Source organism: Lederbergia sp. NSJ-179, assembly GCF_022867885.1.
Taxonomy (GTDB): domain Bacteria; phylum Bacillota; class Bacilli; order Bacillales; family Bacillaceae_C; genus Lederbergia.
Genome location: NZ_JALIFP010000009.1, coordinates 60,683 through 84,283, shown reverse-complemented (window position 1 = coordinate 84,283; position 23,601 = coordinate 60,683). Strand labels below are relative to the sequence as shown.

Genomic DNA, 23,601 nt, shown 5'->3' with positions numbered 1-23,601 from the left:
GATGAGTGAACAATTGATCTTCCTCAACGGAGAATTCGTAAAAAAAGAAGACGCCGTTGTTTCTGTTTATGATCATGGATTTCTCTACGGAGATGGAATCTTCGAAGGAATTCGGGCATATTCAGGAAATGTATTCCGCTTAGATGAACATTTGACACGTTTGTATGACTCGGCGAAGTCCATCATGTTAACCATTCCGTATTCAAAAGAGGAAATGATTAACATTGTTGTAAAAACACTCCGCCAAAATGAGCTCAATGATGGCTATATTCGCCTCGTCGTCTCACGTGGTGTAGGTGATTTAGGATTAAATCCCTATACATGCGAGAACCCGACAGTAATGGTCATTGCTGAACCATTACGCATTTATCCTAAAGAATTATATGAAACTGGACTTGAGATCATTACAGTTGCTACAAGACGTAATCGTTCTGACGCATTAAGTCCGATGGTGAAATCTCTAAACTATTTAAATAATGTATTGGTCAAAATAGAAGCCACATTAGCAGGAGTATCGGAAGCTTTAATGTTAAATGATCAAGGGTATGTGGCAGAGGGATCTGCTGATAATATATTTATAGTGAAAGATCATAAACTGAAAACACCACCTGGCTATGTAGGAGCCCTTGTCGGAATTACTAGAAATGCGATTATGGAATTAGCAGAATCAAAAGGGTATGAAATGACAGAAGGTATTTTTACTAGACATGAAGTTTATACGGCAGATGAAGTGTTTTTAACAGGGACTGCTGCAGAAGTCATTCCTGTAACAAAGGTTGATGGGCGGATTATTGGTGAGGGGAGACCAGGACCTGTCACAAAGGATTTGTCAGAAAGTTTCCGCGAATTAACCGTAAGGGATGGAGTTAAAATTTATGACGAATCGTTAAATGTCGGTTAATTGCCGTAGTAGTGAGTGTTCAACAGACCTTTGCCAATTTGTTAAATTTCGTCTAAGAGCGTGTTCAAAAAGGAGGATAAAAGGACCAAGAAGTTCGAGGCGGCGCAGCCTTTGAGCAGCGGAACGTATGCAGTTAATACGTGAGCAGCGGAAAAGCAAGCCAACGAAGAAATTCGAAGTGTCATTTTACCGGACTTTTTAAACATCCTCTCTAAGGAACTGACATAACAGGAGATGTAAGCAATGAGAAGTGATATGATCAAGAAGGGGATTGACCGCGCCCCGCATAGAAGTCTATTATATGCTACAGGTCTTAAAACAAAAGATTTAGAAAAACCTTTTATTGGTGTTTGTAATTCATATATTGATATTATTCCAGGACATAAACATTTGAATCACTTTGCAGAAGTGGTAAAAGAAGCGATTTGGGAAGCTGGCGGAGTTCCATTTGAATTTAATACCATCGGGGTGGATGATGGGATTGCGATGGGACATATCGGAATGCGTTATTCCTTGCCAAGTCGAGAAATAATTGCGGATGCGGCGGAAACTGTGATTAATGCTCACTGGTTTGATGGGGTGTTCTTCATTCCTAACTGTGATAAGATTACTCCTGGAATGTTAATGGCAGCTTTCAGGACGAATGTTCCATCAATTTTTGTGTCGGGGGGTCCAATGGAGGGTGGAACCTCTTCGGATGGTAAGCCACTGACCTTAACCTCAGTTTTTGAAGGGGTGGGAGCATTCCATGCCGGCAAAATGTCAGAGGATAAGCTGCTTGACATTGAACAAAATGCTTGTCCAACATGCGGGTCTTGCTCAGGAATGTTTACCGCCAATTCAATGAACTCGTTGATGGAAATGCTCGGTGTCACAGTCCCTGGAAATGGAACGATTGTTGCCACTTCCAATGAACGGCATAAGTTAATTAAAGAAGCAGCTAAACAGTTGATTCGCATGGTGGAAGAAGATGTGAAACCCCGTGATTTGGTAACAAATCAAACGATTGATGATTGTTTTGCTCTTGATATGGCAATGGGGGGCTCTACGAATACAGTTCTTCATACTCTGGCCATTGCCCATGAAGCTGGTCTTGAATATGATTTATCCAGAATTAATAAGGTAGCCGAAAGAGTTCCTTACTTAGCGAAGATCGCCCCAGCTTCTGACTACACGATGCAAGATGTACATGACGCAGGTGGAATTAGTGCCATCATTCGTGAATTATGTGAAATCGGCGCGATTGAAAGAGACCGGATTACAGTCACAGGCAAAACCGTATATGAGAATGTGAAGGACCATGTCATTAAGAATCCTGAAGTCATAAGACCAAAGGATAATCCATATAGTCCAGTTGGGGGCTTATCGATTTTATATGGGAATATCGCTCCTAGTGGAGGAGTTATAAAGGTAGGGGCTGTCGATCCATCGATTAAAACTTTCACAGGAAAAGCAGTTGTCTATGAATCACAAGATGCGGCTCAAGAAGGAATTAATAACGGAACGGTAAAGGCAGGCGATGTGGTGGTTATTCGTTATGAGGGACCTAAAGGCGGACCGGGAATGCCAGAAATGCTCTCCCCTACGTCGGCAATTGCCGGAAGAGGTTTAGATAAGGATGTCGCACTGATTACAGATGGAAGATTCTCAGGGGCCTCTAGAGGAATTTCCATTGGCCATATTTCTCCGGAGGCAGCAGAAGGCGGTCCGATTGCGTTAGTGGAAGATGGTGATGAAATTGTCATTGACCTAACCAAGCGCACGATTCATCTAAATGTAGAGGATGAAGTATTGGCTAAGCGCCAATCACAATTAAAGCCTTTTGAACCAAAAATCAAATCAGGCTATTTAGCTAGATACTCTAAATTGGTTACTTCCGCTAGCACGGGCGGAGTCATGAAAATATAGAATAATATAAATTATTAAGTAAAGACTACATTCTAATATGGAAAGCGATGAAAAGGTAAAAATGAATGGACATTCTGTATTACCAGAGAGTCGGTACTGCTGGAAACCGACAATACAGCCATTTGTGACATCGCCTTGGAGCAGGGATCTTGAAAGCAATAATGCGATTATGGGTTCACGGGGATGATCAAGTTCTCGTTATCAATGAGTGGCAATTGTCGCTCCTGAGTCAGTGATATTTTACTGAGAAGTAGGGTGGTACCATGAAAGTTTTTTCATCCCTGCATAAAAGGTTCTCCTTTTGTGTGGGCTGGAAAAACTTTTTTTATTATAAATATACTTCCTTTTTCTGGCATTAGGGAATGTTTTTGAAAACATGTAGGTTTTATACATGAATGGCCGAATTTATGATATGTTTAAAAAAATGAAAATTTGAAAGGATGACGCTACAGTGAGTATGGGGATCCAAATGGAAGCAAATAACCAAAATACAGCCACTGAAGCCAAAGGAAAAATGAAAACCGGAGCAGATTTGTTTATTGAGACATTACAAAAAGAGAAAGTAGAAGTGATTTTTGGTTATCCAGGAGGGGCCGTACTCCCAATCTACGATGCCCTGCATAAAAATCCTATGAATCATGTGTTGACCAGGCATGAACAAGGGGCTATTCACGCGGCAGAGGGATATGCGCGAGTAACAGGAAAACCTGGAGTAGTCCTTGCCACATCTGGTCCTGGAGCAACCAATTTAGTGACAGGGATCGCAGATGCTATGATGGATTCATTGCCACTTGTAGTGATCACAGGGCAAACGGCAACCTCCTTACTGGGTACAGACGCTTTCCAAGAATCAGACATTGTTGGAATTACAATGCCGATTACGAAGCATAGCTACCAAGTAAAGGATTTGAAAGATATTGGACGCATTGTGAAAGAAGCATTCCATATTGCTTCAACTGGTCGCCCAGGACCTGTTTTAATTGATATCCCGAAGGATATTGCCACCCAGTTAGCCGGCGAATATCCAGAAGCAAACATACAGCTACCAGGATATCAACCAACAACAAAACCCAATTATTTGCAATTGCAAAAGCTAGTCAGTCTTATGAGCAATGCAAAAAAGCCATTAATTCTCGGGGGGGCTGGAATCTTATTTGCAAAAGCAAACAAAGAGTTTCAGGCATTTGTTGAAAAAACGGGTTATCCAGTCGTCAATACTTTACTAGGATTAGGTACTATTCCCGGTAACCATCAACAATTTTTAGGAATGGGTGGGATGCATGGAACGTATACGTCGAATATGGCGATTACCGATTGCGACTTGCTGATTAATATTGGGGCACGATTTGATGATCGTTTGACTGGCAATCTTGACTATTTTGCTCCGAATGCAACAGTTGCTCATATTGATATCGATCCAGCTGAAATAGGCAAAAATGTACCAACAGCTGTGCCAATTGTTGGAGATGCAAAGATTGTGCTTGAAGAACTATTGGAAATGACGTTCAATCTACCTGATTTTTCGGACTGGATGCAACATTTACAGGAAAACAAGGAAAAATATCCATTTAAAAAACCTAGCTCACCTGAAGGAAAGCTTTCGTCCCCACATGTGATTGAAATGATTCATGAATTGACAGGTGGAGAGGCAATTGTGACCACCGATGTTGGTCAGCATCAAATGTGGGCAGCGCAATACTATCCCTTCAATGGTCCTCATAATTGGGTGACCTCTGGAGGACTTGGGACAATGGGCTTTGGTTTCCCCGCTGCAATTGGAGCACAATTAGCAGCGCCCGATCAAACAGTCGTGGCTATATCGGGGGATGGCGGATTCCAAATGACCTTACAGGAATTGTCCGTTATAAAAGAACTAAACTTGCCAGTGAAGATTGTTATTATCAACAATGCTTGTTTAGGGATGGTCCGTCAGTGGCAAGAAAAGTTTCATGGAAAACGTTATTCGCATTCTTTAATGCCAGAACAGCCTGATTTCGTTAAGTTGGCTGAAGCTTATGGGATCAAAGGCTATCGATGTGCAAATGCGAAGGAAGCAAAAGAAGTGTTGAAAGAGGCAATAAATCTTCCAGAACCTGTATTAATTGATTGCCGAGTGATTCAAGAAGAAATCGTGTTCCCAATGGTTCCAACTGGAAAAGGACTTCATGAAATGATTGGGGTGGGAGAATGAAACCAATGAAACGAGTTGTGACCGTAACTGTCAATAATAATAGTGGAGTATTGAACCGGGTCACGGGATTATTTGCCAAAAGGCAGTTCAATATTGAAAGTATAACAGTGGGCCCTACTGAAAATCCTGCGGTTTCCAAAATTACTTTCATTGTCCCCATCGATGATCCAGCTAAAATGGAGCAACTGGTGAAACAATTGCAAAAGCAGATTGATGTATTGAAGGTTTCGGATATTACTGATAAATCAATCGTTACACGTGAATTAGCTTTAATTAAAGTGCAGTGCCCGCCACCTGTTCGGAGTGAAGTTTATAGCATTATTGAACCTTTCCGAGCAACGGTCATTGATATGGGGAAAAATAATATCACTGTCCAAGTAACGGGCGAACCTGATAAGGTAGAAGCCTTTATAGAGTTGCTAAAGCCATATGGCATTAAAGATATATCCAGAACAGGGGTTACCGCCTTTGTTCGCGAATATCAAAAGCAAGAATCAGCACAACTATCTATTTTACAATTATAAACTAGGAGATGAAGGAAAAATGGCAAAAGTATATTACAATAACGAAATTGATGAACAAGTATTAGTAGGGAAAAAAATAGCTGTTCTGGGATATGGATCACAAGGTCATGCCCATGCGACTAATTTGAAGGAAAGTGGATTTAGTGTTGTTGTAGGTGTAAGACCTGGAAAATCCTTTGATCAAGCGGTAGAAGATGGTCATGAAGTTTACAGCGTACAAGAAGCTTGTGCAAAAGCAGACATCATTATGATACTCCTTCCAGATGAACGCCAAGTACCTGTTTATGAAAATGAAGTAAAACCTGAACTTAAGGATGGAAAAGCACTTGCATTTGCCCATGGTTTCAATATTCATTTTAATCAAATTGTCCCTCCGTCTAATGTAGATGTGTTCCTTGCAGCGCCGAAAGGACCAGGTCATCTTGTGCGGCGTACATTTGAACAAGGCGCTGGTGTTCCTGCATTGTTTGCTGTATACCAAGATGCAACTGGAAAAGCGAGAGATATCGCACTTGCCTATACAAAAGGAATTGGAGCCGCTCGAGCCGGTGTGCTTGAAACGACCTTCAAAGAAGAAACGGAAACAGATCTATTCGGTGAGCAAGCAGTATTATGCGGTGGCACTACAGCCCTTGTAAAAGCTGGATTTGAAACTCTTGTAGAAGCTGGATATCAACCAGAACTTGCTTACTTCGAATGCTTACATGAACTAAAATTAATTGTCGATCTTATGTATGAAGAGGGTCTTGCAGGGATGCGTTATTCTATTTCTGATACAGCACAATGGGGTGACTTTGTATCTGGACCACGGGTAGTAGATGCGGCTACGAAAGCACGTATGAAAGATATTTTAGATGATATCCAAACAGGTAAATTCGCCAAAGGTTGGCTCTTGGAAAATCAATTGAACCGTCCAGAATTTAATGCGATCAATCGTCGTGAAAATGAGCATTTGATTGAGAAAGTTGGTCAGGAACTACGTGAAATGATGCCATTTGTAAAAGCGGGTAAAAAGAAATCCAATAAGGAAGTGGTGACAAGTGCGAAAAATTGACATCTATGACACCACTTTACGTGATGGTGAACAATCTCCTGGCGTAAATCTGAATTCTGTAGAAAAGCTTGAGATTGCGAAACAACTAGAAAGACTTGGGGTAGATATTATTGAGGCGGGCTTTCCCGCCGCATCCCCGGGGGACTTGGATGCTGTAAAGCAAATTGCATCGACAGTGAAGAATTCAACGGTTACAGGACTAGCAAGAGCAGTCAAATCAGATATTGATGCTGCATGGGAAGCTCTCAAAGTGGCGGAATGTCCAAGATTGCATGTTTTTATTGCGACATCCCCGATCCACATGACCTATAAGTTAAAACAAACACCGGAACAGGTGGCAACAACAGCAGTTGAAATGATTCAATATGCGAAAAAGTTTTTTCCGCGTGTGCAATTTTCAGCAGAAGATGCGTTTCGTTCAGATCGTGAATTTCTTGCTCATATTGTCGAGCAGGCCATCCATGCAGGAGCTTCTGTTGTGAATATTCCGGATACCGTTGGCTATGCTACTCCCCAGGAATATGGCGCATTGTTTAAATTTTTAAAAGATAATGTCCCGAATATTGAGCAAGCCAAATTATCTGCCCATTGTCATAATGATTTGGGAATGGCTGTTGCCAATACACTGGCTGCGATTGAAAATGGTGCTGACCAAGTGGAAGGGACGATTAATGGAATCGGTGAAAGAGCTGGAAATGTTGCACTAGAAGAAGTAGCGGTTGCTCTTTATACGAGAAAAGATTTCTATGAAAATATTAAAACAGACCTTACACTGAATGAGATCAAGCGTACAAGTCAGCTTGTTAGCAAGTTAACAGGAATGCATATCCAGGCCAATAAGGCAGTCGTGGGAAAAAATGCTTTTGCCCATGAATCTGGTATTCACCAGGACGGTGTATTAAAAGAACCCACCACCTATGAAATTATTACGCCAGAATTAATTGGAGAAGCATCCAATAATTTAGTGATGGGAAAACACTCAGGACGCCATGCCTTTCAGGATCGAGCAAAATCTCTTGGGTTTGATTTAGATCAAGAAACCTTAAATAGCGCTTTTAAAGAATTTAAAAAGCTAGCGGATCGCAAAAAGGAAATAACGAATGATGATTTATGGACAATTTTGACCGATGAACAATTGAAAGAATCCGATACGGCTATATTCGAATTAGAAAGAGTCGGCGTTCAATATGAATCTGCTAAAGATCCTTCCGCAACGGTGATTGTGAAGAAGCCGGATGGTGAAGTGGTGGAAGAGACAACAAGCGGAGCTGGTAGTGTAGAAGCGATCTTTAATGCCCTTGAAAAGGTTGTCGGAGAGGAAATCCATGTCTTGGATTATCGAGTCTCATCTATAGGCGAAGGTAGGGATGCTTTAGCAGAGGCAGTTGTTAACCTATCCTTTAGAGAAGAAGAATTAACGGGCAGAGACTCTGTTCAAGATGTCCTCGAAGCTTCTGCCAAAGCCTATCTAAATGCGGTCAATCGCAGCCTGCTCTCCACACATATTAAAGAACTAATGAAGTCAGTATAACTTTATTTTGGGGGGGTGCCTGTCACGCCCCGAAATCTAGGCCCACAGAATGTGGGTCACAAAGGCGTTGCGACAGGACGTCGCGCCCTTAGCCTTTGATCCTTAGGCCCACAGGATGTGGGTCACAAAGGCGTTGCGACAGGATGTCGCGCCCTTAGCCTTTGATCCTTATCAATGGAGGTTTAAAAGTTTGAAGAAACAAATAGCGGTATTACGTGGAGATGGAATTGGGAAAGAGGTTACAGATGCAGCAATTGCTGTGTTGGAGACAATTGGACGCCGCTTTGATCATGAATTTGAATGGAAGTATGCCTTGATTGGCGGCTCGGCCATTGATGAGGCAGGAGAGCCGCTTCCACAGGAAACGATTCAGCTTTGTGAACAAAGTGATGCTATTTTACTAGGAGCAGTTGGCGGACCAAAATGGGATCAAAATCCGTCCCATTTACGACCTGAAAAAGGGCTGCTGCAAATCCGTAAGCATTTTGAATTAAGTGTCAATCTCCGCCCTGTTAAAGCCTATCAAAGTTTACTGGCTGTTTCTCCTCTAAAGGAGGATGTTGCAAAAGATGTGGATATGGTGATTGTCAGGGAATTAACAGGCGGCCTATATTTTGGGGAACCGAGTTATCATGATGATGAAAAAGCTGTTGATACATTGCAATACAGTCGGGAAGAAATCGAGCGTGTTGTTGTACATGCGTTTGAATTGGCGAAACAGCGCCGCAATAAATTGAATTCTGTAGACAAAGCGAATGTGCTTGAATCAAGTAAATTATGGAGAAAAGTCGTAGAAGAGGTTGCGAAGCGATATCCTGAAGTCGAGTATGAGCATACAATTGTCGATGCGGCTGCGATGAAATTAATCACTTATCCATCTACCTTTGATGTGATCGTAACGGAAAATATGTTTGGAGATATCCTAAGTGATGAAGCATCTGTCATCACAGGATCGCTCGGAATGCTGCCATCTGCAAGCCTGCGTGTTGATGGATTTGGGCTTTACGAACCTGTTCATGGGTCAGCTCCGGATATTGCGGGTCAAAATATTGCGAATCCAGTTGGCGCCATTTTATCGGCTGCGATGATGCTCAGAAGCTCTTTTGGACTAATAGAAGAAGCCAATACCATAGAAGCGGCTGTGCAAAAGATTCTAGAAGCCGGGTTTTGTACAAGTGAATTCAAGAATATTGGTAGAGAAGTTTTGTCAACAACGGAAATGACGGAAAAGATTGTGAACGAACTTGAAAGGTGAGGTGAAGAAAATTGGGCAAGACCATTATTGAGAAAATTTGGGAGAAGCATGTTGTTCATCGAGAAGAGGGGAAGCCTGATTTACTGTATATTGATCTTCATCTTGTGCATGAAGTGACGTCTCCTCAAGCCTTCGAAGGACTTCGCTTGAATGGACGAAAAGTAAGAAGACCTGATTTGACCTATGCTACAATGGATCATAATGTACCAACTCGCTTGAATGAAGCTGTATCTGATCCAATTTCGAAAAAACAAATGACAACTCTTGAGCGAAATTGTGCAGATTTCGGTGTGCCACTAGCAGGAATGGGTCATCCGGATCAGGGGATTGTCCATGTTATTGGTCCGCAACTAGGTTTGACTCAACCAGGAAAAACGATTGTTTGTGGAGATAGTCATACATCGACACATGGCGCATTTGGTGCATTAGCTTTTGGAATTGGCACAAGTGAAGTGGAACATGTTCTTTCCACTCAAACACTTTGGCAGCAAAAACCAAAAACAATGCAGGTCAAAGTGAATGGGGAGCTTGGTACAGGGGTGACCTCCAAGGATTTAATCTTGGCGATTATTGCCAAATACGGCGTGAATGTTGGAACGGGTCATATTTTTGAATATACGGGAGAAGCGATCCGTAATCTGACAATGGAACAGCGCATGACCATTTGCAATATGTCGATTGAAGCAGGGGCTAGGGCAGGATTGATTAGTCCAGATGAAACGACTTTTGCCTACTTGGAAGGCCGTGAACATGTCCCTAGTGGAGAAGAATTTGAAAAGTTGAAACAAGAATGGCGCAGCTTGGCAACCGATGATGATGCCGTCTATGATGCTGTGATCGAAATTGATGCGGCTGAAATTGAACCATTTGTCACTTGGGGAACGAATCCTTCGATGGGAGTTGGCATTTCTAGCCGCGTACCGAAACCAGAAGAGGCTAAAAACGACTCAGAAAAGGCCGAGATTGAACAGGCGCTAGAATATATGGGACTTGAAGGCGGCACAAGGATTAGCGATATTGAGATTCAATATGTTTTCATTGGCTCTTGTACAAATTCGCGGATTGAAGACTTGCGGGCAGCTTCTAGGGTGATTGCGGGTAAAAAAGTGAAGGAAGGTGTCAACGCCATTGTTGTACCTGGTTCAAGAACCGTTAAAATCCAAGCAGAACAAGAAGGATTGGATAAAATCTTCTTGGATGCTGGTTTTGAATGGAGAGAAACAGGCTGTAGCATGTGTCTCGCCATGAATGCGGATCAAGTTCCCGCAGGAAAACGATGTGCTTCTACATCGAACCGTAATTTTGAAGGACGTCAAGGCAATGGCTCTCGTACCCATCTTGTCAGCCCAGCAATGGCAGCCGCAGCAGCGATTGAAGGCCGCTTTGTCGATGTTCGTAACTTTACGAAAGAGGAGGCGATCATATGAAGCCGATCAAAGAAGTTACCAGTGTGATCGCACCACTTGAGCGTGCAAATGTCGATACAGACCAAATTATTCCAAAACAATTTCTAAAGCGAATCGAGCGGACTGGATTCGGAAAATACCTGTTTTATCATTGGCGTTTTGATGATGATGGCAGTGAAAAAACTGAGTTTATTTTAAATAAACCGGAATATCAGGGCACGGAAATTCTTGTCGCTCGTGAAAACTTTGGCTGTGGTTCCTCTCGTGAACACGCTCCCTGGGCCCTTGGAGACTATGGATTCCGTGTGGTCATCGCCACAAGCTTTGCCGATATTTTTTACAATAACTGTCTGAAAAACGGCATCTTAGCCGTGCAATTGCCAGCCGAGCAGATTGAAGAATTACTGGCAGCAGGAAAAGAAAAGCCATTAAAGGTGACTGTTTCCCTAGAAAAAGAGACAATCGAAACAGAAGACGGAGTCACGTACTCCTTCACGACGGATCCATATCGACGGGAAATGCTGTTAAATGGTTGGGATGAAATTGCTTTAACCTTGCAACTAGAAGATAAAATATCTGAATATGAAAATGCGCAAGCTTAATAAGAAACTTTTAAAAACGACTTACTTGGGAGAATACTAAGTAAGTCGTTTTTTTGCCCTAGTAAGAAATAGATTATTGTGAATAGTGCATTCAGTGTCCCAGTTCATTGGCTGTAGAAAAATCTAAACGGCTGTTCTCCGGATCATTAGAAAGGAAACGATTGCGTATAAAAGTGATAATGGGATAAGCCACATACTCAATTGAAAAGCTGTATGTTGCGCGAACCACTGAAATAGATCCACCCACGCCTCATAATAAGTGGTCAATAGTACAGCTATCGTGATTAAAAAAAGGAGCGAAAGACCAAGGATTAACAACCCTTTAAGAGCGTATCGTTTTGTGAAAATCGCTATGAAGAGGCCTAAGAAAAAGAAATTTACAAAGCCGAGAAAGTAGATGACTAATTGTTCAAGGATATTTCCATCATTAAGGTAGGGGAATTTGAAAAAGATTAGAGTATTTCCCCATCCCTGTGTAAAATGTTCGGCCACTGCAAGTACAATATAGAGGATAGCAAATAGCAAGCTTGAGCGAAGTCCCGTTAAGCTAAAGCTAATAAAATAATCAGTTCTCCGCACGGACATCCCCATTGCATAGGCAAAGGTTTGATTAAATCCAGCAACTCCCATCACAAACATATAGACGAGAATATAGCTAAAGCCTGAGATCAATATTTTTTCAACGCCTGGAATCAAAAGCCCAATTGTCAAACCGAATAGAAAGCTTACACCCAAAATGATGAACGGAATAAAGAGCCATACCCTGTCCTGGCTGTGTATTTTCAAGGCTCGTTGAATACTCATGAAGACATCCCCCTTTCAGATCTCGATTTTGTTAAATAAATAATAAGCTGTTGCAAGGAAACAGGAGAAACCACAAGTCCCAACTGTTTGGCTTGGGATTTTCCATCTCCTATTAAAGTCGCTGTCATCGTCCCGCCTATTCTATCTTCCTGGATCACGTCTTTTCCTTTTATAAATGATTCAACTTGAGCGGATAAACCCGTCACCGTGTATGCGAGTCCACGTAACTCCTCAGAGTCACGATCAATGAGAATTTTCCCTTGATCAATGACAATCACATGCTCGAGTAAGTTACTGACCTCATCAATTAAATGGGTAGATAGAATAATGGTACGAGGGTGTTTCCCGAAATCCTCAATCAATTGGTCGTAAAATATCTTTCTCGCAACGGCATCCAGTCCGAGATAAGGCTCATCAAAAATGGTAAGAGGTGACCGGCTTGCGAGCCCAATAATGATGCCAACTGCCGAATGCATACCGCGTGATAATTTCTTGACTCTTTTCTTAAGCGGCAGGTTAAATTCCTTTATGAGCTCCATGGCGTATGCCTGATCCCAATTTTGAAAAAGGGAGGCGGAAACTTCTACTACATCCCGGACTCGAAAATTATCCGGATACTTTTGACTTTCCTTAATAAAACAGATTCTCTCTAAGACTTTTTGGTTTTCATAAGGATGTTCACCAAATACGCGCAAGTCCCCATTTGTAGAAAAGATCTGGGCTGTAATCAGCTTCATTAAGGTTGTTTTTCCGGCCCCATTTCTTCCTAATAATCCATAAATTTTATTTTCCTCTATAGAAAGATTGATATCATCGATCACCTTGCTATCTTCATATTTTTTTATTAGGTGCTGGATGTCAATAATTGTCGTCATGCTTCCTCCTCCCCTCTTTGAACCATCGCAGTTAGCTGTTCAATCGTCATCCCTAATTTTTTTGCTTCCTGAATCATCGTTACGACATACTGCTCGTAAAATTGTTCTTTTCGCTTTTCGATCACTTTTGCATGTGCTCCCTCTTTCACAAACATCCCAATCCCTCGCTTTTTGTATAAAATTCCTTCATCCACTAACAAATTAACGCCTTTCGCGGCTGTTGCAGGATTGATTTTGTAAAATGCAGCAAATTGATTGGTTGAAGGAACTTGTTGCTCCTCTAACAGGGTTCCTTCAATAATGTCATCTTCTATGCGTTCTGCTATTTGTAAAAAAATAGGCCGCCCATCGTCAATTAAATGTTTCACAGCTTCACCACCATATTGGTTAGTTACTTATGTAATTAACCATATAACAATAGGAATATCCTGTCAAGGAATTTTTTTAATATAGGCAATGAAAAAGAGGAGGTTGAACTTCGATTCATTGTCTTTAACCCAAGTAGCTGAATATTTATTCAACTTATCCACAATTCTCTAGTAGAAGATTTTTTTCATGCAGTAGTTTGTGAATAAAATTGTGACTAATTCTAACGGAAAGTAAAAGGTATCCTACTAAAATCAGGATAAATAGAGGGTATGTGGATAAGTACTGTAACATTTGTGGATAATGTGCAAAACTTACAGATAGACTTATATAAGTATGTTAATTATGTGTATAAGTCTGTGGATAACGCAATTCGTATGCCAATGAATCAACTTCTTTTTTCAGTGGCTCGGAATAGGGTTCAATAATCTCTACATCATGTTCAACCACTTATACTTGCATTTCAATGACTCATACACAGATCATAATAAGAGGTCTCCAACGCTAGGAAATTTTCAATTGTTTGGGTTCTTGGCACCTACTTTATTTATTCGAATAGTAGTACAATGTAAAGATTGATAGTACACTAGGTACATAGAAAATTTTTCAAGGATTTTAAGAAGGAGGGAAAGAACGGGATGATTCAACAATCGATCATGGAAGAAGTGTTAGCTGCTGCCTTATCCACCGGGGGCGATTTTGCCGAAGTGTTTGCGGAGGATCGGTATTCTAATAATTTGAGACTTCACGATGGAAAAATTGACCGTAGTCTATCAGGGAGAGAAGCAGGTGTCGGAGTTCGGATATTTAATGGTTTGCAAAGTGTGTATGCGTACACAACCGATTTTTCGAAAACGGGTTTGCTCTTGGCGGCGAAAAATGCGGCAAACGCATTAAAGGGTGATTTCTATCAGCAACCGCTGGTCCTTCATAGACAAATCCAGCCACCTCTTCATAAAATTGAGAAAATGCCGGATGGAGTCGAGGGAAAGCGTAAAGTAGCAGTTATGAAGCAGGCTTATGAGATTGCCAAAAACTATCATTCCAGTATTGCACAAGCGACGATTCAATACATCGATCATGAACAAAATGTGCTCATTGCCAATTCGGAAGGGAAGTTTGTGGAAGATAAGCGGGTGAGAGGGCGTCTGGCGATCCAAGCGATTGCTTCCGATGGTACCCAGATGGAGCCTGGATTTTATGGACCGGGCGCTCATCAAGGCTTTGAGTTTTTTGAAAATCTAGATCTTGAACATTATGCGAGTGAAGCGGCTAGAATTGCGGTTACGATGCTAAAGGCAGAGGAATGTCCAAGTGGGAAATTCCCTGTCATTATTGATAATGAGTTCGGCGGGGTGATTTTTCATGAAGCTTGTGGTCATGGTTTAGAAGCAACCGCTGTCGCGAAAAATAATTCTGTTTTTGCCAATCGAATCGGTGAAAAGGTCGCCCCTGAGATTGTGACGTATATTGATGATGGCACGCTTCCAAATGAATGGGGTTCCCTGAATATGGATGATGAAGGAGAAAAGACGAGAAAAAATGTCCTGATAGAAAATGGCATTTTAAAAGGATACTTGATTGATAAATTAAATGGTCGGCGCATGGGTATGAAAGCAACAGGTTCCAGTCGTAGGGAATCGTATCGTTTCAGTCCTACTTCAAGAATGACAAACACATATATCGCACCAGGGAAATCGACACCAGAGGAAATCATCGCGAATACGGAGTTTGGTATTTATGCCAAATATATGGGTGGCGGCCAGGTGAATCCGGCAACAGGGGATTATAATTTTGCTACGCATGAAGCGTATATCGTGAAGGATGGAAAGATTGCTCAACCTGTAAAAGGCGCTACTTTGATCGGAAATGGCCCGAAAACCTTGCAACGTGTTGATATGGTTGGCAATAATCTTGCTCATGGGGCCGGAATGTGCGGCTCCCTTAGTGGTAGCCTGCCTGTCAATGTGGGTCAACCGATGATTCGTGTCAGTGAAATCACTGTCGGTGGGACGAAGGGAGAGTAAATAGATGAAAATCGAGAAATTCCAAGAAAAAGTAATGTCAAGCGGCTTGATGAATGGTTTTGAAGATATGGAAATCTATTATGAGCGTGCAGAAGGACTTACCTGTGAGATTTACCAAGGGGAAGTCGATCGATATGAAACTTCACGGACAGGTGGCCTTTCCTTCCGCGGAATTTATGAAGGGAAAACGGGTTATGCCTTCACAGAAAAAATAGAAGCGGATTCGATTGATTATTTAATTGAAAAGGCAAAAGCAAATGCGGAGCTAGATGAAGAGGAGGAGCCGGAAGAAATTTTTGCTGGTAGTGAGGAATATGAAGAAGTGGCTCACTATTCAGAGGCCTTAAGTGAAAAGTCTACCGCTGATAAAATAGCCTTTTTAAAAGAGGTAGAGGAAAAGATTCTAGGTTACAACAGTAAAATTCAGTCGTTACATACATGTCGAATGATCGAGCAATCGAATGAACGTCTGCTTGCGAATAGTAAAGGCCTTGTTTTACATGACCGAAAGAACTTCTTCGCGATTATGCTCTCTGTGATCGTGAAGGAAGAGGACGAAACGAAAAGTGGCTTTACCATGAAAATGACGAAGGATGTCGATGCTTTAGACGCTGATGAAGTGGCGAAAGAGGCGGCAGAAGAGGCTCTTTCTTATCTTGGAGAACAATCGATTGCGAATAAAAAATATCCGATTATTTTTAGACAAGATGCAGCTGTGCAAATGCTGGGTACTTTTCTTTCTTCCTTTTCAGCAGAGGTGGCACAGAAAGGTCAATCTCGCTTAAAAGATCAGGTAGGAGAAGAAATAGCGTCCAAACAGCTGACGATCATTGATGATCCTTTCTATGAAGGCGGCCCTGCAAATCGGAATTTTGACGGGGAGGGAGTTGCCTCAAAAAAATGCACGGTTATCGAAAACGGGAAACTAAAGACTTTATTGCATAATCGCAAAACGGCGAAAAAGGCGGGCGTGGAAACGACAGGGCATGCTTATAAGCCTTCTTATAAAGGGACAGTCGTGATTGCCCCATCTAATTTTATTGTTGCTGGAGGGGAAAAGACAAAGGATGACCTTGTGGCAGAGCAAAAGGAAGCTGTGCTGATTACGAAATTATCAGGTTTGCATTCTGGAGCGAATGCTATTTCAGGAGATTTTTCCGTCGCGGCCAATGGATTTTATGTGAAAGATGGCAAGATCGTTGCACCGGTTAAACAAATGACGATTGCTGGAAACTTCTTTGAACTTTTAAAAGATATTGAAGAAGTGGGCTCAGACCTTTATGTAAGCCCGGGAGGAACAGGTTCACCATCTCTACTAGTAAAGGAATTATCTGTTACCGTTGATTAAGTGAATCAGGAGAATAAATATGGATGTTGTACTTGCTTTAATGTTTGTCGTATGCGGTTTTATTTTATGGAGTTTGATCCAAGTGGTTAGGAAAAAAGGATTCACCTGGAAACGGGTTGGATCCTTGTTTCTATCCTTTTTTCTGCTAATAGGCAGTGGCTTTTTCCTAATGGAAAAGAGTGGGATCCTCTCATGGATCAAGACCTCTGGAACAACCCAACGAATCCCGGTTGAATGGGTGAAAGTGAATGATGGGGACACGATTGCTGTAATTTATAAGGGTAGTCGAGAAAGGGTAAGGTTTTTGCTGGTAGATAGTCCTGAGACCTCCCATCCACGTCTTGGCGAACAACCCTATGGGGAAGAAGCTAAAGAATTTACAAGAAATTTAGTAGAAAATGCTCAGAATCTCGAATTGGAATTTGATATTGGCCCAAATAGGGATAAATATGGTCGTTTATTAGCGTATGTTTATGTTGATGGAAAAATGATTCAAGAAGAATTGTTAAAGAAAGGGCTAGCAAGAGTAGCATATGTTTACCCACCGAATACTCGCTATGTCGATCAATTTAATGCTATTCAGAAAGAAGCACAACAAAAAGGAGCAGGTATTTGGGAAATTGAAAATTATGCACAAGAAGATGGTTTTCACCCTGAATTGTTGAATGAAAAAGACTCTAAAGATGGGAATTCCGATGATTGCCGAATTAAAGGTAATATTGGTTCTTCTGAAAAAATTTATCACACCCCAGACTCTCCTTGGTATCGACAAACTAAGCCTGAGGTAATGTTTTGTACGGAAGAAGAGGCGGTAAAGGCTGGCTTTCGTCCTCCTAAACAATGAGCATGAGTCCTAATTTTGTAGGATAGGAAAATTGGCTAATGCTTGGATCTAGCTCCAGCGCCTAGCCCCTCGAGGTTAATTAACCCTGAACCTATGAAGGGACATTTGCTTGTCGGGGCTGAGCAAGGCGCTTGCGCTTTACAGCGACAACAAATGGATATGGAAATGTGATTAGGTAGTGACAGTGAAAAAATTGATCAGGAAGGCGCTTTTCCGCAGTGTGAATTTCATTGTCCTAGATACCATTATAAAGGAATGGATTCCCTCTACCTATCTGTCAGATTTCAGGTGAGGATCCGTTTTTTCAGGGTAGTAAGCTTCAAAACCAATCTGAAAACCACTTGCGGAGATAACGAAGCTTGGCTTCCGTCTGATGGGCGCCACCGCCTTCATGGCCGTTAAACGGATAGATCACGATCTCCTTTTCGCTCCGGATACGATTGTATGTAGCGCAATACATTTCTGGTGGGCACACCTCGTCCTTTAGAGCAACGGATGCTAGTACCCTGCAGGTAATCCATTCGGCCATGTTCATGGTATCGAAATAGCTAAGCTGCTCCATGACTAAATCCAGTTCTTCCGGATGGTGCCGCAAGTAATCCGAAACAGCACCAAAGGCACCGTGCTCTCCTTCAATTCGACTTTCCAGATTGCTGTTGCTCGGTACATCCGCCAGCGCGGCTTTCGGTCGCTCATCCAATGCGGCCATCGCCATGCAGAGGGCTCCTCCCTGACTGGCCCCTTCCACCACGATTCGCTGTGGGTCCACCTCATTCTGCGCACAGGCAAAATCAATAGCTTTCATACAATCCATGTATACGAACCGATAATAGTATTCGTATCGGTTATGGGCCCCTTTGCTGGCAAGATTCATGCTGTATCCTCCGGTGGATGGGGCCCGGCTGCCAGTCGAGCCTCCTTGCTCCCTGCAGTCCACCGATAGGACCGCGAAGCCCATCATTACCCAGTGCATTAGCTCCGACGGCTTTCCCCTATGATAAGAAAACCCGTGATAGTGAATTAGACAGGGATATGTTTCCTTCTTCATAAATTCAGGAACAAGAAACCAGCCATGTACGGGCGTCCCATCCATTCCATCGAACTGCACATCGTACACACCGACCTTAGTAATCGGGTAGGACACTTTGGTTCTTATACCGTTAAGCGGAGCGGATTTGGCTTCCCGAATCGTCTCCTCCCAGAATGCGTCAAAGTCCTCTCTTTTAGTTAATTCCGGCTGATAAGTAAATAATTCTTTCGTTACTCGCTCCATATAAGTCACGCATAACACTCCTTGTATAATTGTAAGATCTTTTGGTTCTTTTTCCAGCTGATCCGGACGGAATCAAATCAAATCCCAGTTGAGGCCCCTTCTGGAGTGAAGGACTGAGCCGCATGCAAAGTATTGGAAGTCCGAACTATGATTTGAGAGAAGCTTCACCTTCCTCATTCCCAATTTGTCCGTTTCACATATTTTATCGTTCTACCTCAAATGAGGAAGCCAATCATTTCGGGTGAATTCGAAGCCGATGAAACTATCAATATAGAAAGAAGCGTCAAAAATCAATCAACACCTTTCGATCATGTTCATTTTGTAATTATATCACGTTGAACATACGAGAATGGGGAAATTTTCCATATTAATCTTCATCTCAAAATGTACCATTTAATGATCGCTGAATGGCCTTTAGTTGCTGAAGATTGTTCCACTATCTCTTATGAAGGTATTTAATTAGTTTTTCTAACTTAATGTCACATTCACCAGCTATACTGGGTTTGACACTTACGTTTGAACTACACCTTCTATGTTAGACACTAATTAAACATAGAAGGTGTAGTTTTTCTACGGCCAAGTTTAGTTCAGGACAAAAAATTAGAAGGGGTTAGACGTAATCAGGATGGAACGAAAAGCATGAATTTTGCTTCAAGGGCAGTTGTCCTATATGGTTAAGAAACCAAAGCAAGGTTTTTTATGATAAAAAAACATAATTCTGGCCGATACTTGGGTGCAGTTCCTTCGTAATCTTACTTAATTCCACTTAAGGGTTACCGCTGCATTTGGGTTCAAGGTATAGGTGATCTTTTGCCCGTTCCATACGACCTTAAATGTATTGCTTGCGCCGCCGTAGTTGAAGACTACGATCGCCTTGGTGCCGTCAGGGTTCTTAAAAGCCACCTGATCCAGTGTACCCGTACCGTAAGTGGTGGAAGCAATCCGACGGGCGCCGGGAACGACAAATTTGCTGAAATGTCCGATCGCATAGTACTGATCATTGAAGGTCACACTGTCCATCGTGTCAGAACGTACGGTGATCGTTCCCCAATTAATGCTGTTGGACAGTAGCGTCGGGCCGTTGTTCTGATCCAGCGCAAGGTTCCACAGTATATAGGATTTTGACCAGTTTCTAGGCACGGCAATCATTTCGCGCATCATAAATTGGCTTACATTATGGCTAAGTATATCGAATCAAAGAAGGCTTCGCCCTGTGTTATAATATGATAATAAGTATACAAATGGAGGGGATTTATTTATGAGTCTTCCCGAAGAAAAGAGAGTAAGTGTTGAAACCTTTTATAAAATGCGCGAAGAGACAAATCACCTATTAGAGTATGCCGATGGGATTGTTTTTATGTCACCCTCCCCTTCAACACGGCATCAACAGGTTTCCGCTAGGCTGCAGGCAAAATTGTTTAACTTTCTTGACGGCGGAGAATGCCAAGTATTCAGTGCTCCTTATGATATTCATCTGTATAGAAGCGACCTGGATGATTCGAAAATATTCATTCCAGATTTATCGGTTATTTGTGGTGATAAAGGACTGGAAGAAAACAGGTTTGTTGGGGTGCCGGAAATGATAGTAGAAATTCTTAGTCCATCCAACCAAAGTCATGATCTTATAACAAAGATGGAAGCTTATATGAAATATGGTGTGAAAGAGTACTGGGTGGTTAATCCGATGCTAAATGCGGTTCAAATTTATGCTTTAACAGATGAACAGGTGTATCAGCAGGTAGCTATATTGAAAGATGAAGGGGCTATAAAATCCACAGTATTAAAAGGATTTCAGGTTAATTTAGAAGATATTTTTCGTTGATTCTTAAATAAAATACTCCAATTAGGAAAGCTTGATACTATCGTTTATGTATCAAGCTCTTTTTATGTATAAATATGTGATTCATGTTCTTACCTATAAAAACTTACCACAGTTAAAAGTACATTTCTAAAACGCTTTATTACAAATCAGGAGAGGGGGTAATGGTTTATAGACGAACTCACGATATTTTACAAAGTTTTGTTTTTTATAAAATTATTTGGTGATTTTGTTATCGACCCAGTAATCTAGTTTGCCGAGGTCAATGGCGTGTTTATTGGCATTTCTCAAATCTCAAATTCCCATTTAGAAAACAAATCAAAGACGATCTCTTCTAAGACGCATTTTTACGGATTCATTAATCACAGGGTGCCTCCTATATTTTGTACAAACATCTTTGTACGGAGGGGGGCTGTGGAAGCCGGGTCACGGGCGCCGAAGTGATTGTGATATAATGAAAAAAATATGTAAAAAGGTGGAATCCTGTTTGAAGAAATATAGTACGGCTGTTGAATTATGGCAGTCATATAAAATAAAGTCTGTTGATGATATCGATAAATATCTGGATCATTTCCGTATTTTGTTTGCTTACCACTCTGGTAAAATAGAGAACGAAGATATCACTTTTCATGATACAAGAGAAATTTTTGTAAACGGCCGCATTTTAAATTATACAGGAAGTCCACGGGCCGTATTTGAACAACAAAATCAAAAGCTTTGCTATGAATTTTTGAAAATGAAAATCCTAAGGAAAGAAGTTCTCAGCATAGAGTTGGTTAAGGAAGTTCATAAGATTCTAACAAGTGGGACTTATGATGAACATAGGTTTATAGCGAATGAAGAGCGTCCGGGTGAGTTTAAAAAGCACGATTATGTTACTGGAATCCATGAAGTAGGATCTGCTGTGCAAGCGGTAGAAAAGGATTTGAAGGAACTGATATCAGAAATGAATGAGTATAAGGGGAAGGATGTTTTAAAAGCCGCCACTTATTTTCATGCTAGGTTTGAGTATATACATCCCTTTGCAGATGGTAACGGGCGTGTTGGGAGGACACTTATGAATTATTATTTGATGGTAAAAAATCACCCACCTTTCATTGTTTATGAGGAAGATAAGATTTTGTATTATGAGTGCCTGCAAAAGTATGATGAAACGGAGGAACTGAATCCACTGTTTAAGTTTTTTAAATATGAAATAGAAAAAACATGGGAAAATGCGTTGGCTCTTGCAAATGGAGAGAAGCAAAAACGAAAACATAAAGGATTATTGTCGGATTTTAATTAGAGTATGTAGATAGCCCATACACGTTTTCTTCACTAAAGTTATGACCCTTTCAGACCTTCCAGATAAAAGACGACAAAATTGAGAATTGAAAATGTTATAGTTGTTTTATAATTAACTATCAATAAGATCTATCTTTAGCAATCGGTCCCGATTGTACGATATAAACGCAATCGCGCCGATTGTTGATTTGTAACATCAAGTAAAAGTTCCAACAGTTAGACCTATGGGAATAATCCATTTCAAAAATTCCATCTCCTTTCTAACTCACCTCAGATCCTTATTCAAGAATTGGTTGCTTAATTGAACAGCGTTTCAGTGACTTCTAGAGCTGTTTAGCTTTAGGTAATAGACGTTCTGCTAAGAAACTACTTTTTCCTGAATGTTTTTTCCATCAATAAATTTAAAATATGGTAAACACATTCCTACCCCTGATACAGCACTAATAATTAGGCCAATCAAGAGATACAATGGTCTTACCCCCAACATATCACTTAATATCCCACCCATAAGCACTCCCAGCGGCATTGCTCCTCTTATAATTAATAAACGAACTGAAAATACTTTGCCCATAAGGTTATTTGGTACAGTTTGTTGGCAGATAGTCGTATTATGAATGCCAAAAATAGCCATTACAATTCCACCAATTGTTTCAGTTGTTATTGCTAATGGTACACTATGATTAAAACAGAGTGCCATGAACGTCAAACCTCCTACGAAGAGAGAGCCAAGCATGAGAAATCTACGACTTTTATATTTTATTCTAGTTACCAGCATAGCTCCTATTATGTAGCCAATTGGAAAACCAGCCATAAAATAACCATATTCTGCATAGGTTCCTCCTAATTCTTCTGTAATATATGGCAATGTTGTCACCATGGTCACTCCTACACCGAATTGGACAAATGTTAGAAAGACACCCAGCCATACAATAATTCGCTGTGTAAAGAAAAAGGAAATTCCTTCTCTGAAATCAGCTAACCACGTTTTTCTTACTTGTAGTTGATTCTCATGTTCTTGAATGAACAGCAATGTAAAACCACTCAAAATGAGTAGCGAACTAACGAGCGTAAGTGTAAATTTAACACCAATATACTCGGTTACTATCCCAGCTAGTATTGGCGATAAAAATGTCATTAAACGTACGGTTCCATCAATGCATGCGTTCGCTGACTGTAATTGTTCTTTTGGCACAATAGTCGGTATAATCGCTTGATTTGCAGGTACATATAAAGGTGTGACTAAGCCGATTATCGCTTGAACAGCATAAATATGCCAACCCTCAAGGTAGCCTGATATTAATGTAGCCAGGGGAAAAATAAATATAGTTCCTCTAATCCATTGGGAGAGAACCATAATCCATTTTCTGCTCCAACGATCAATGTAAGGGCCGATGAATAGTTGAAGGATTAATGATGGAATAAAATACAACAGCCACATACTTCCTAACGCTAGGGTGGAACCTGTAAGTTGATATATTAAAATAGAATTACAAAATGTTCCAAATGCACCGCCTAATTCGGATATTCCATTTCCTAACCAGGTCGAAACAAATGAACGATTTTTAAATATGGATGGATTCATATGCGCT

The 23,601-nt window shown here is 41.2% G+C and carries 20 protein-coding genes; 14 read left to right on the top strand and 6 right to left on the bottom strand.

Annotated features, from left to right (window positions below; all coding sequences use genetic code 11):
* The first annotated feature begins 1 nt into the window (after position 1).
* The 9 genes from ilvE (at position 2) to leuD (ending at position 11,372) form a co-directional block, all read left to right on the top strand.
* On the top strand, positions 2-901 hold the full coding sequence (gene ilvE / locus MUB24_RS09270) for a branched-chain-amino-acid transaminase (protein ID WP_244703337.1): 900 nt from the start codon (positions 2-4) through the stop codon (positions 899-901).
* Positions 902-1,144: 243 nt separating this feature from the next.
* On the top strand, positions 1,145-2,809 hold the full coding sequence (ilvD, locus tag MUB24_RS09265; RefSeq protein WP_244703336.1) for a dihydroxy-acid dehydratase: 1,665 nt from the start codon (positions 1,145-1,147) through the stop codon (positions 2,807-2,809).
* Positions 2,810-3,278: 469 nt separating this feature from the next.
* Positions 3,279-5,000 (top strand): biosynthetic-type acetolactate synthase large subunit, encoded by a 1,722-nt coding sequence (ilvB, locus tag MUB24_RS09260; RefSeq protein WP_244703426.1) that lies wholly within the window; start codon positions 3,279-3,281, stop codon positions 4,998-5,000.
* 5 nt (positions 5,001-5,005) lie between these two features.
* The gene (ilvN, locus tag MUB24_RS09255) at positions 5,006-5,524 is read left to right on the top strand and encodes an acetolactate synthase small subunit (RefSeq protein WP_244703335.1); all 519 of its coding nucleotides are present in this window, start codon (positions 5,006-5,008) and stop codon (positions 5,522-5,524) included.
* Positions 5,525-5,543: 19 nt separating this feature from the next.
* Positions 5,544-6,578 (top strand): ketol-acid reductoisomerase, encoded by a 1,035-nt coding sequence (gene ilvC / locus MUB24_RS09250; protein ID WP_244703334.1) that lies wholly within the window; start codon positions 5,544-5,546, stop codon positions 6,576-6,578.
* A complete protein-coding gene (locus MUB24_RS09245) occupies positions 6,565-8,109 on the top strand; it encodes a 2-isopropylmalate synthase (RefSeq protein ID WP_244703333.1) in 1,545 nt (514 codons plus the stop codon). Before ilvC ends, MUB24_RS09245 begins: the two co-directional genes overlap by 14 nt.
* Before the next feature lie 190 nt (positions 8,110-8,299).
* Complete coding sequence (leuB, locus tag MUB24_RS09240; RefSeq protein ID WP_244703332.1) at positions 8,300-9,364, top strand: 3-isopropylmalate dehydrogenase; 1,065 nt, start codon at positions 8,300-8,302, stop codon at positions 9,362-9,364.
* A gap of 11 nt (positions 9,365-9,375) precedes the next feature.
* The gene (gene leuC / locus MUB24_RS09235) at positions 9,376-10,791 is read left to right on the top strand and encodes a 3-isopropylmalate dehydratase large subunit (RefSeq protein WP_244703331.1); all 1,416 of its coding nucleotides are present in this window, start codon (positions 9,376-9,378) and stop codon (positions 10,789-10,791) included.
* Entirely contained in the window at positions 10,788-11,372 is a 585-nt protein-coding gene (gene leuD, locus MUB24_RS09230; RefSeq protein WP_244703330.1) for a 3-isopropylmalate dehydratase small subunit, read from the top strand. The genes leuC and leuD overlap by 4 nt, the downstream gene beginning before the upstream one ends.
* A 123-nt stretch (positions 11,373-11,495) precedes the next feature.
* Here leuD and MUB24_RS09225 read toward each other — a convergent pair whose 3' ends face one another.
* From MUB24_RS09225 to MUB24_RS09215, 3 genes are read right to left on the bottom strand one after another with little or no spacing between them, the layout of a single operon-like run.
* The gene (locus MUB24_RS09225) at positions 11,496-12,176 is read right to left on the bottom strand and encodes a hypothetical protein (RefSeq protein WP_244703329.1); all 681 of its coding nucleotides are present in this window, start codon (positions 12,174-12,176) and stop codon (positions 11,496-11,498) included.
* Positions 12,173-13,051 (bottom strand): ABC transporter ATP-binding protein, encoded by an 879-nt coding sequence (locus MUB24_RS09220; protein WP_244703327.1) that lies wholly within the window; start codon positions 13,049-13,051, stop codon positions 12,173-12,175. The genes MUB24_RS09225 and MUB24_RS09220 overlap by 4 nt, the downstream gene beginning before the upstream one ends.
* Positions 13,048-13,419, bottom strand: a complete 372-nt coding sequence (locus tag MUB24_RS09215; RefSeq protein WP_244703325.1) for a GntR family transcriptional regulator — start codon at positions 13,417-13,419, stop codon at positions 13,048-13,050. The genes MUB24_RS09220 and MUB24_RS09215 overlap by 4 nt, the downstream gene beginning before the upstream one ends.
* Before the next feature lie 636 nt (positions 13,420-14,055).
* On the opposite strand from MUB24_RS09215, the gene MUB24_RS09210 reads away from it, so the two are divergent.
* The 3 genes from MUB24_RS09210 to MUB24_RS09200 all read left to right on the top strand — a co-directional run bounded on the left by MUB24_RS09210 (position 14,056) and on the right by MUB24_RS09200 (position 17,636).
* The gene (locus tag MUB24_RS09210; RefSeq protein ID WP_244703323.1) at positions 14,056-15,444 is read left to right on the top strand and encodes a TldD/PmbA family protein; all 1,389 of its coding nucleotides are present in this window, start codon (positions 14,056-14,058) and stop codon (positions 15,442-15,444) included.
* A gap of 4 nt (positions 15,445-15,448) precedes the next feature.
* Complete coding sequence (locus MUB24_RS09205; RefSeq protein WP_244703321.1) at positions 15,449-16,792, top strand: TldD/PmbA family protein; 1,344 nt, start codon at positions 15,449-15,451, stop codon at positions 16,790-16,792.
* Positions 16,793-16,961: 169 nt separating this feature from the next.
* On the top strand, positions 16,962-17,636 hold the full coding sequence (locus tag MUB24_RS09200) for a thermonuclease family protein (protein ID WP_280516939.1): 675 nt from the start codon (positions 16,962-16,964) through the stop codon (positions 17,634-17,636).
* A 319-nt stretch (positions 17,637-17,955) separates the two neighbouring features.
* On the opposite strand, the gene MUB24_RS09195 is transcribed toward MUB24_RS09200, so the two are convergent.
* Together MUB24_RS09195 and MUB24_RS09190 are read right to left on the bottom strand one after the other, a co-directional pair.
* Positions 17,956-18,909 carry an acetylxylan esterase gene (locus tag MUB24_RS09195; protein ID WP_244703424.1) on the bottom strand — a complete coding sequence of 318 codons (954 nt, stop codon included), beginning with the start codon at positions 18,907-18,909 and terminating at the stop codon, positions 17,956-17,958.
* Positions 18,910-19,665: 756 nt separating this feature from the next.
* The gene (locus MUB24_RS09190; protein ID WP_244703319.1) at positions 19,666-20,070 is read right to left on the bottom strand and encodes a glycoside hydrolase family 30 protein; all 405 of its coding nucleotides are present in this window, start codon (positions 20,068-20,070) and stop codon (positions 19,666-19,668) included.
* 97 nt (positions 20,071-20,167) lie between these two features.
* Here MUB24_RS09190 and MUB24_RS09185 point away from each other — a divergent pair, with 97 nt between their 5' ends.
* Entirely contained in the window at positions 20,168-20,731 is a 564-nt protein-coding gene (locus MUB24_RS09185; RefSeq protein ID WP_244703317.1) for a Uma2 family endonuclease, read from the top strand.
* 484 nt (positions 20,732-21,215) lie between these two features.
* Complete coding sequence (locus tag MUB24_RS09180; protein ID WP_244703316.1) at positions 21,216-22,013, top strand: Fic family protein; 798 nt, start codon at positions 21,216-21,218, stop codon at positions 22,011-22,013.
* A 357-nt stretch (positions 22,014-22,370) separates the two neighbouring features.
* Here MUB24_RS09180 and MUB24_RS09175 read toward each other — a convergent pair whose 3' ends face one another.
* Complete coding sequence (locus MUB24_RS09175; protein ID WP_244703422.1) at positions 22,371-23,594, bottom strand: MFS transporter; 1,224 nt, start codon at positions 23,592-23,594, stop codon at positions 22,371-22,373.
* Positions 23,595-23,601 lie beyond the last annotated feature (7 nt).

Bases quoted from the DNA above. Each gene is read 5' to 3' on its own strand.
- ilvE (WP_244703337.1), top strand. From the start codon at position 2: ATGAGTGAACAATTGATCTTCCTCAACGGAGAATTCGTAAAAAAAGAA.
- ilvD (WP_244703336.1), top strand. From the start codon at position 1,145: ATGAGAAGTGATATGATCAAGAAGGGGATTGACCGCGCCCCGCATAGA.
- ilvB (WP_244703426.1), top strand. From the start codon at position 3,279: ATGGAAGCAAATAACCAAAATACAGCCACTGAAGCCAAAGGAAAAATG.
- ilvN (WP_244703335.1), top strand. From the start codon at position 5,006: ATGAAACGAGTTGTGACCGTAACTGTCAATAATAATAGTGGAGTATTG.
- ilvC (WP_244703334.1), top strand. From the start codon at position 5,544: ATGGCAAAAGTATATTACAATAACGAAATTGATGAACAAGTATTAGTA.
- leuD (WP_244703330.1), top strand. From the start codon at position 10,788: ATGAAGCCGATCAAAGAAGTTACCAGTGTGATCGCACCACTTGAGCGT.
- MUB24_RS09225 (WP_244703329.1), bottom strand. From the start codon at position 12,176: ATGAGTATTCAACGAGCCTTGAAAATACACAGCCAGGACAGGGTATGG.
- MUB24_RS09220 (WP_244703327.1), bottom strand. From the start codon at position 13,051: ATGACGACAATTATTGACATCCAGCACCTAATAAAAAAATATGAAGAT.
- MUB24_RS09210 (WP_244703323.1), top strand. From the start codon at position 14,056: ATGATTCAACAATCGATCATGGAAGAAGTGTTAGCTGCTGCCTTATCC.
- MUB24_RS09205 (WP_244703321.1), top strand. From the start codon at position 15,449: ATGAAAATCGAGAAATTCCAAGAAAAAGTAATGTCAAGCGGCTTGATG.
- MUB24_RS09200 (WP_280516939.1), top strand. From the start codon at position 16,962: ATGGAAAAGAGTGGGATCCTCTCATGGATCAAGACCTCTGGAACAACC.
- MUB24_RS09195 (WP_244703424.1), bottom strand. From the start codon at position 18,909: ATGGAGCGAGTAACGAAAGAATTATTTACTTATCAGCCGGAATTAACT.
- MUB24_RS09190 (WP_244703319.1), bottom strand. From the start codon at position 20,070: ATGATGCGCGAAATGATTGCCGTGCCTAGAAACTGGTCAAAATCCTAT.
- MUB24_RS09185 (WP_244703317.1), top strand. From the start codon at position 20,168: ATGAGTCTTCCCGAAGAAAAGAGAGTAAGTGTTGAAACCTTTTATAAA.
- MUB24_RS09175 (WP_244703422.1), bottom strand. From the start codon at position 23,594: ATGAATCCATCCATATTTAAAAATCGTTCATTTGTTTCGACCTGGTTA.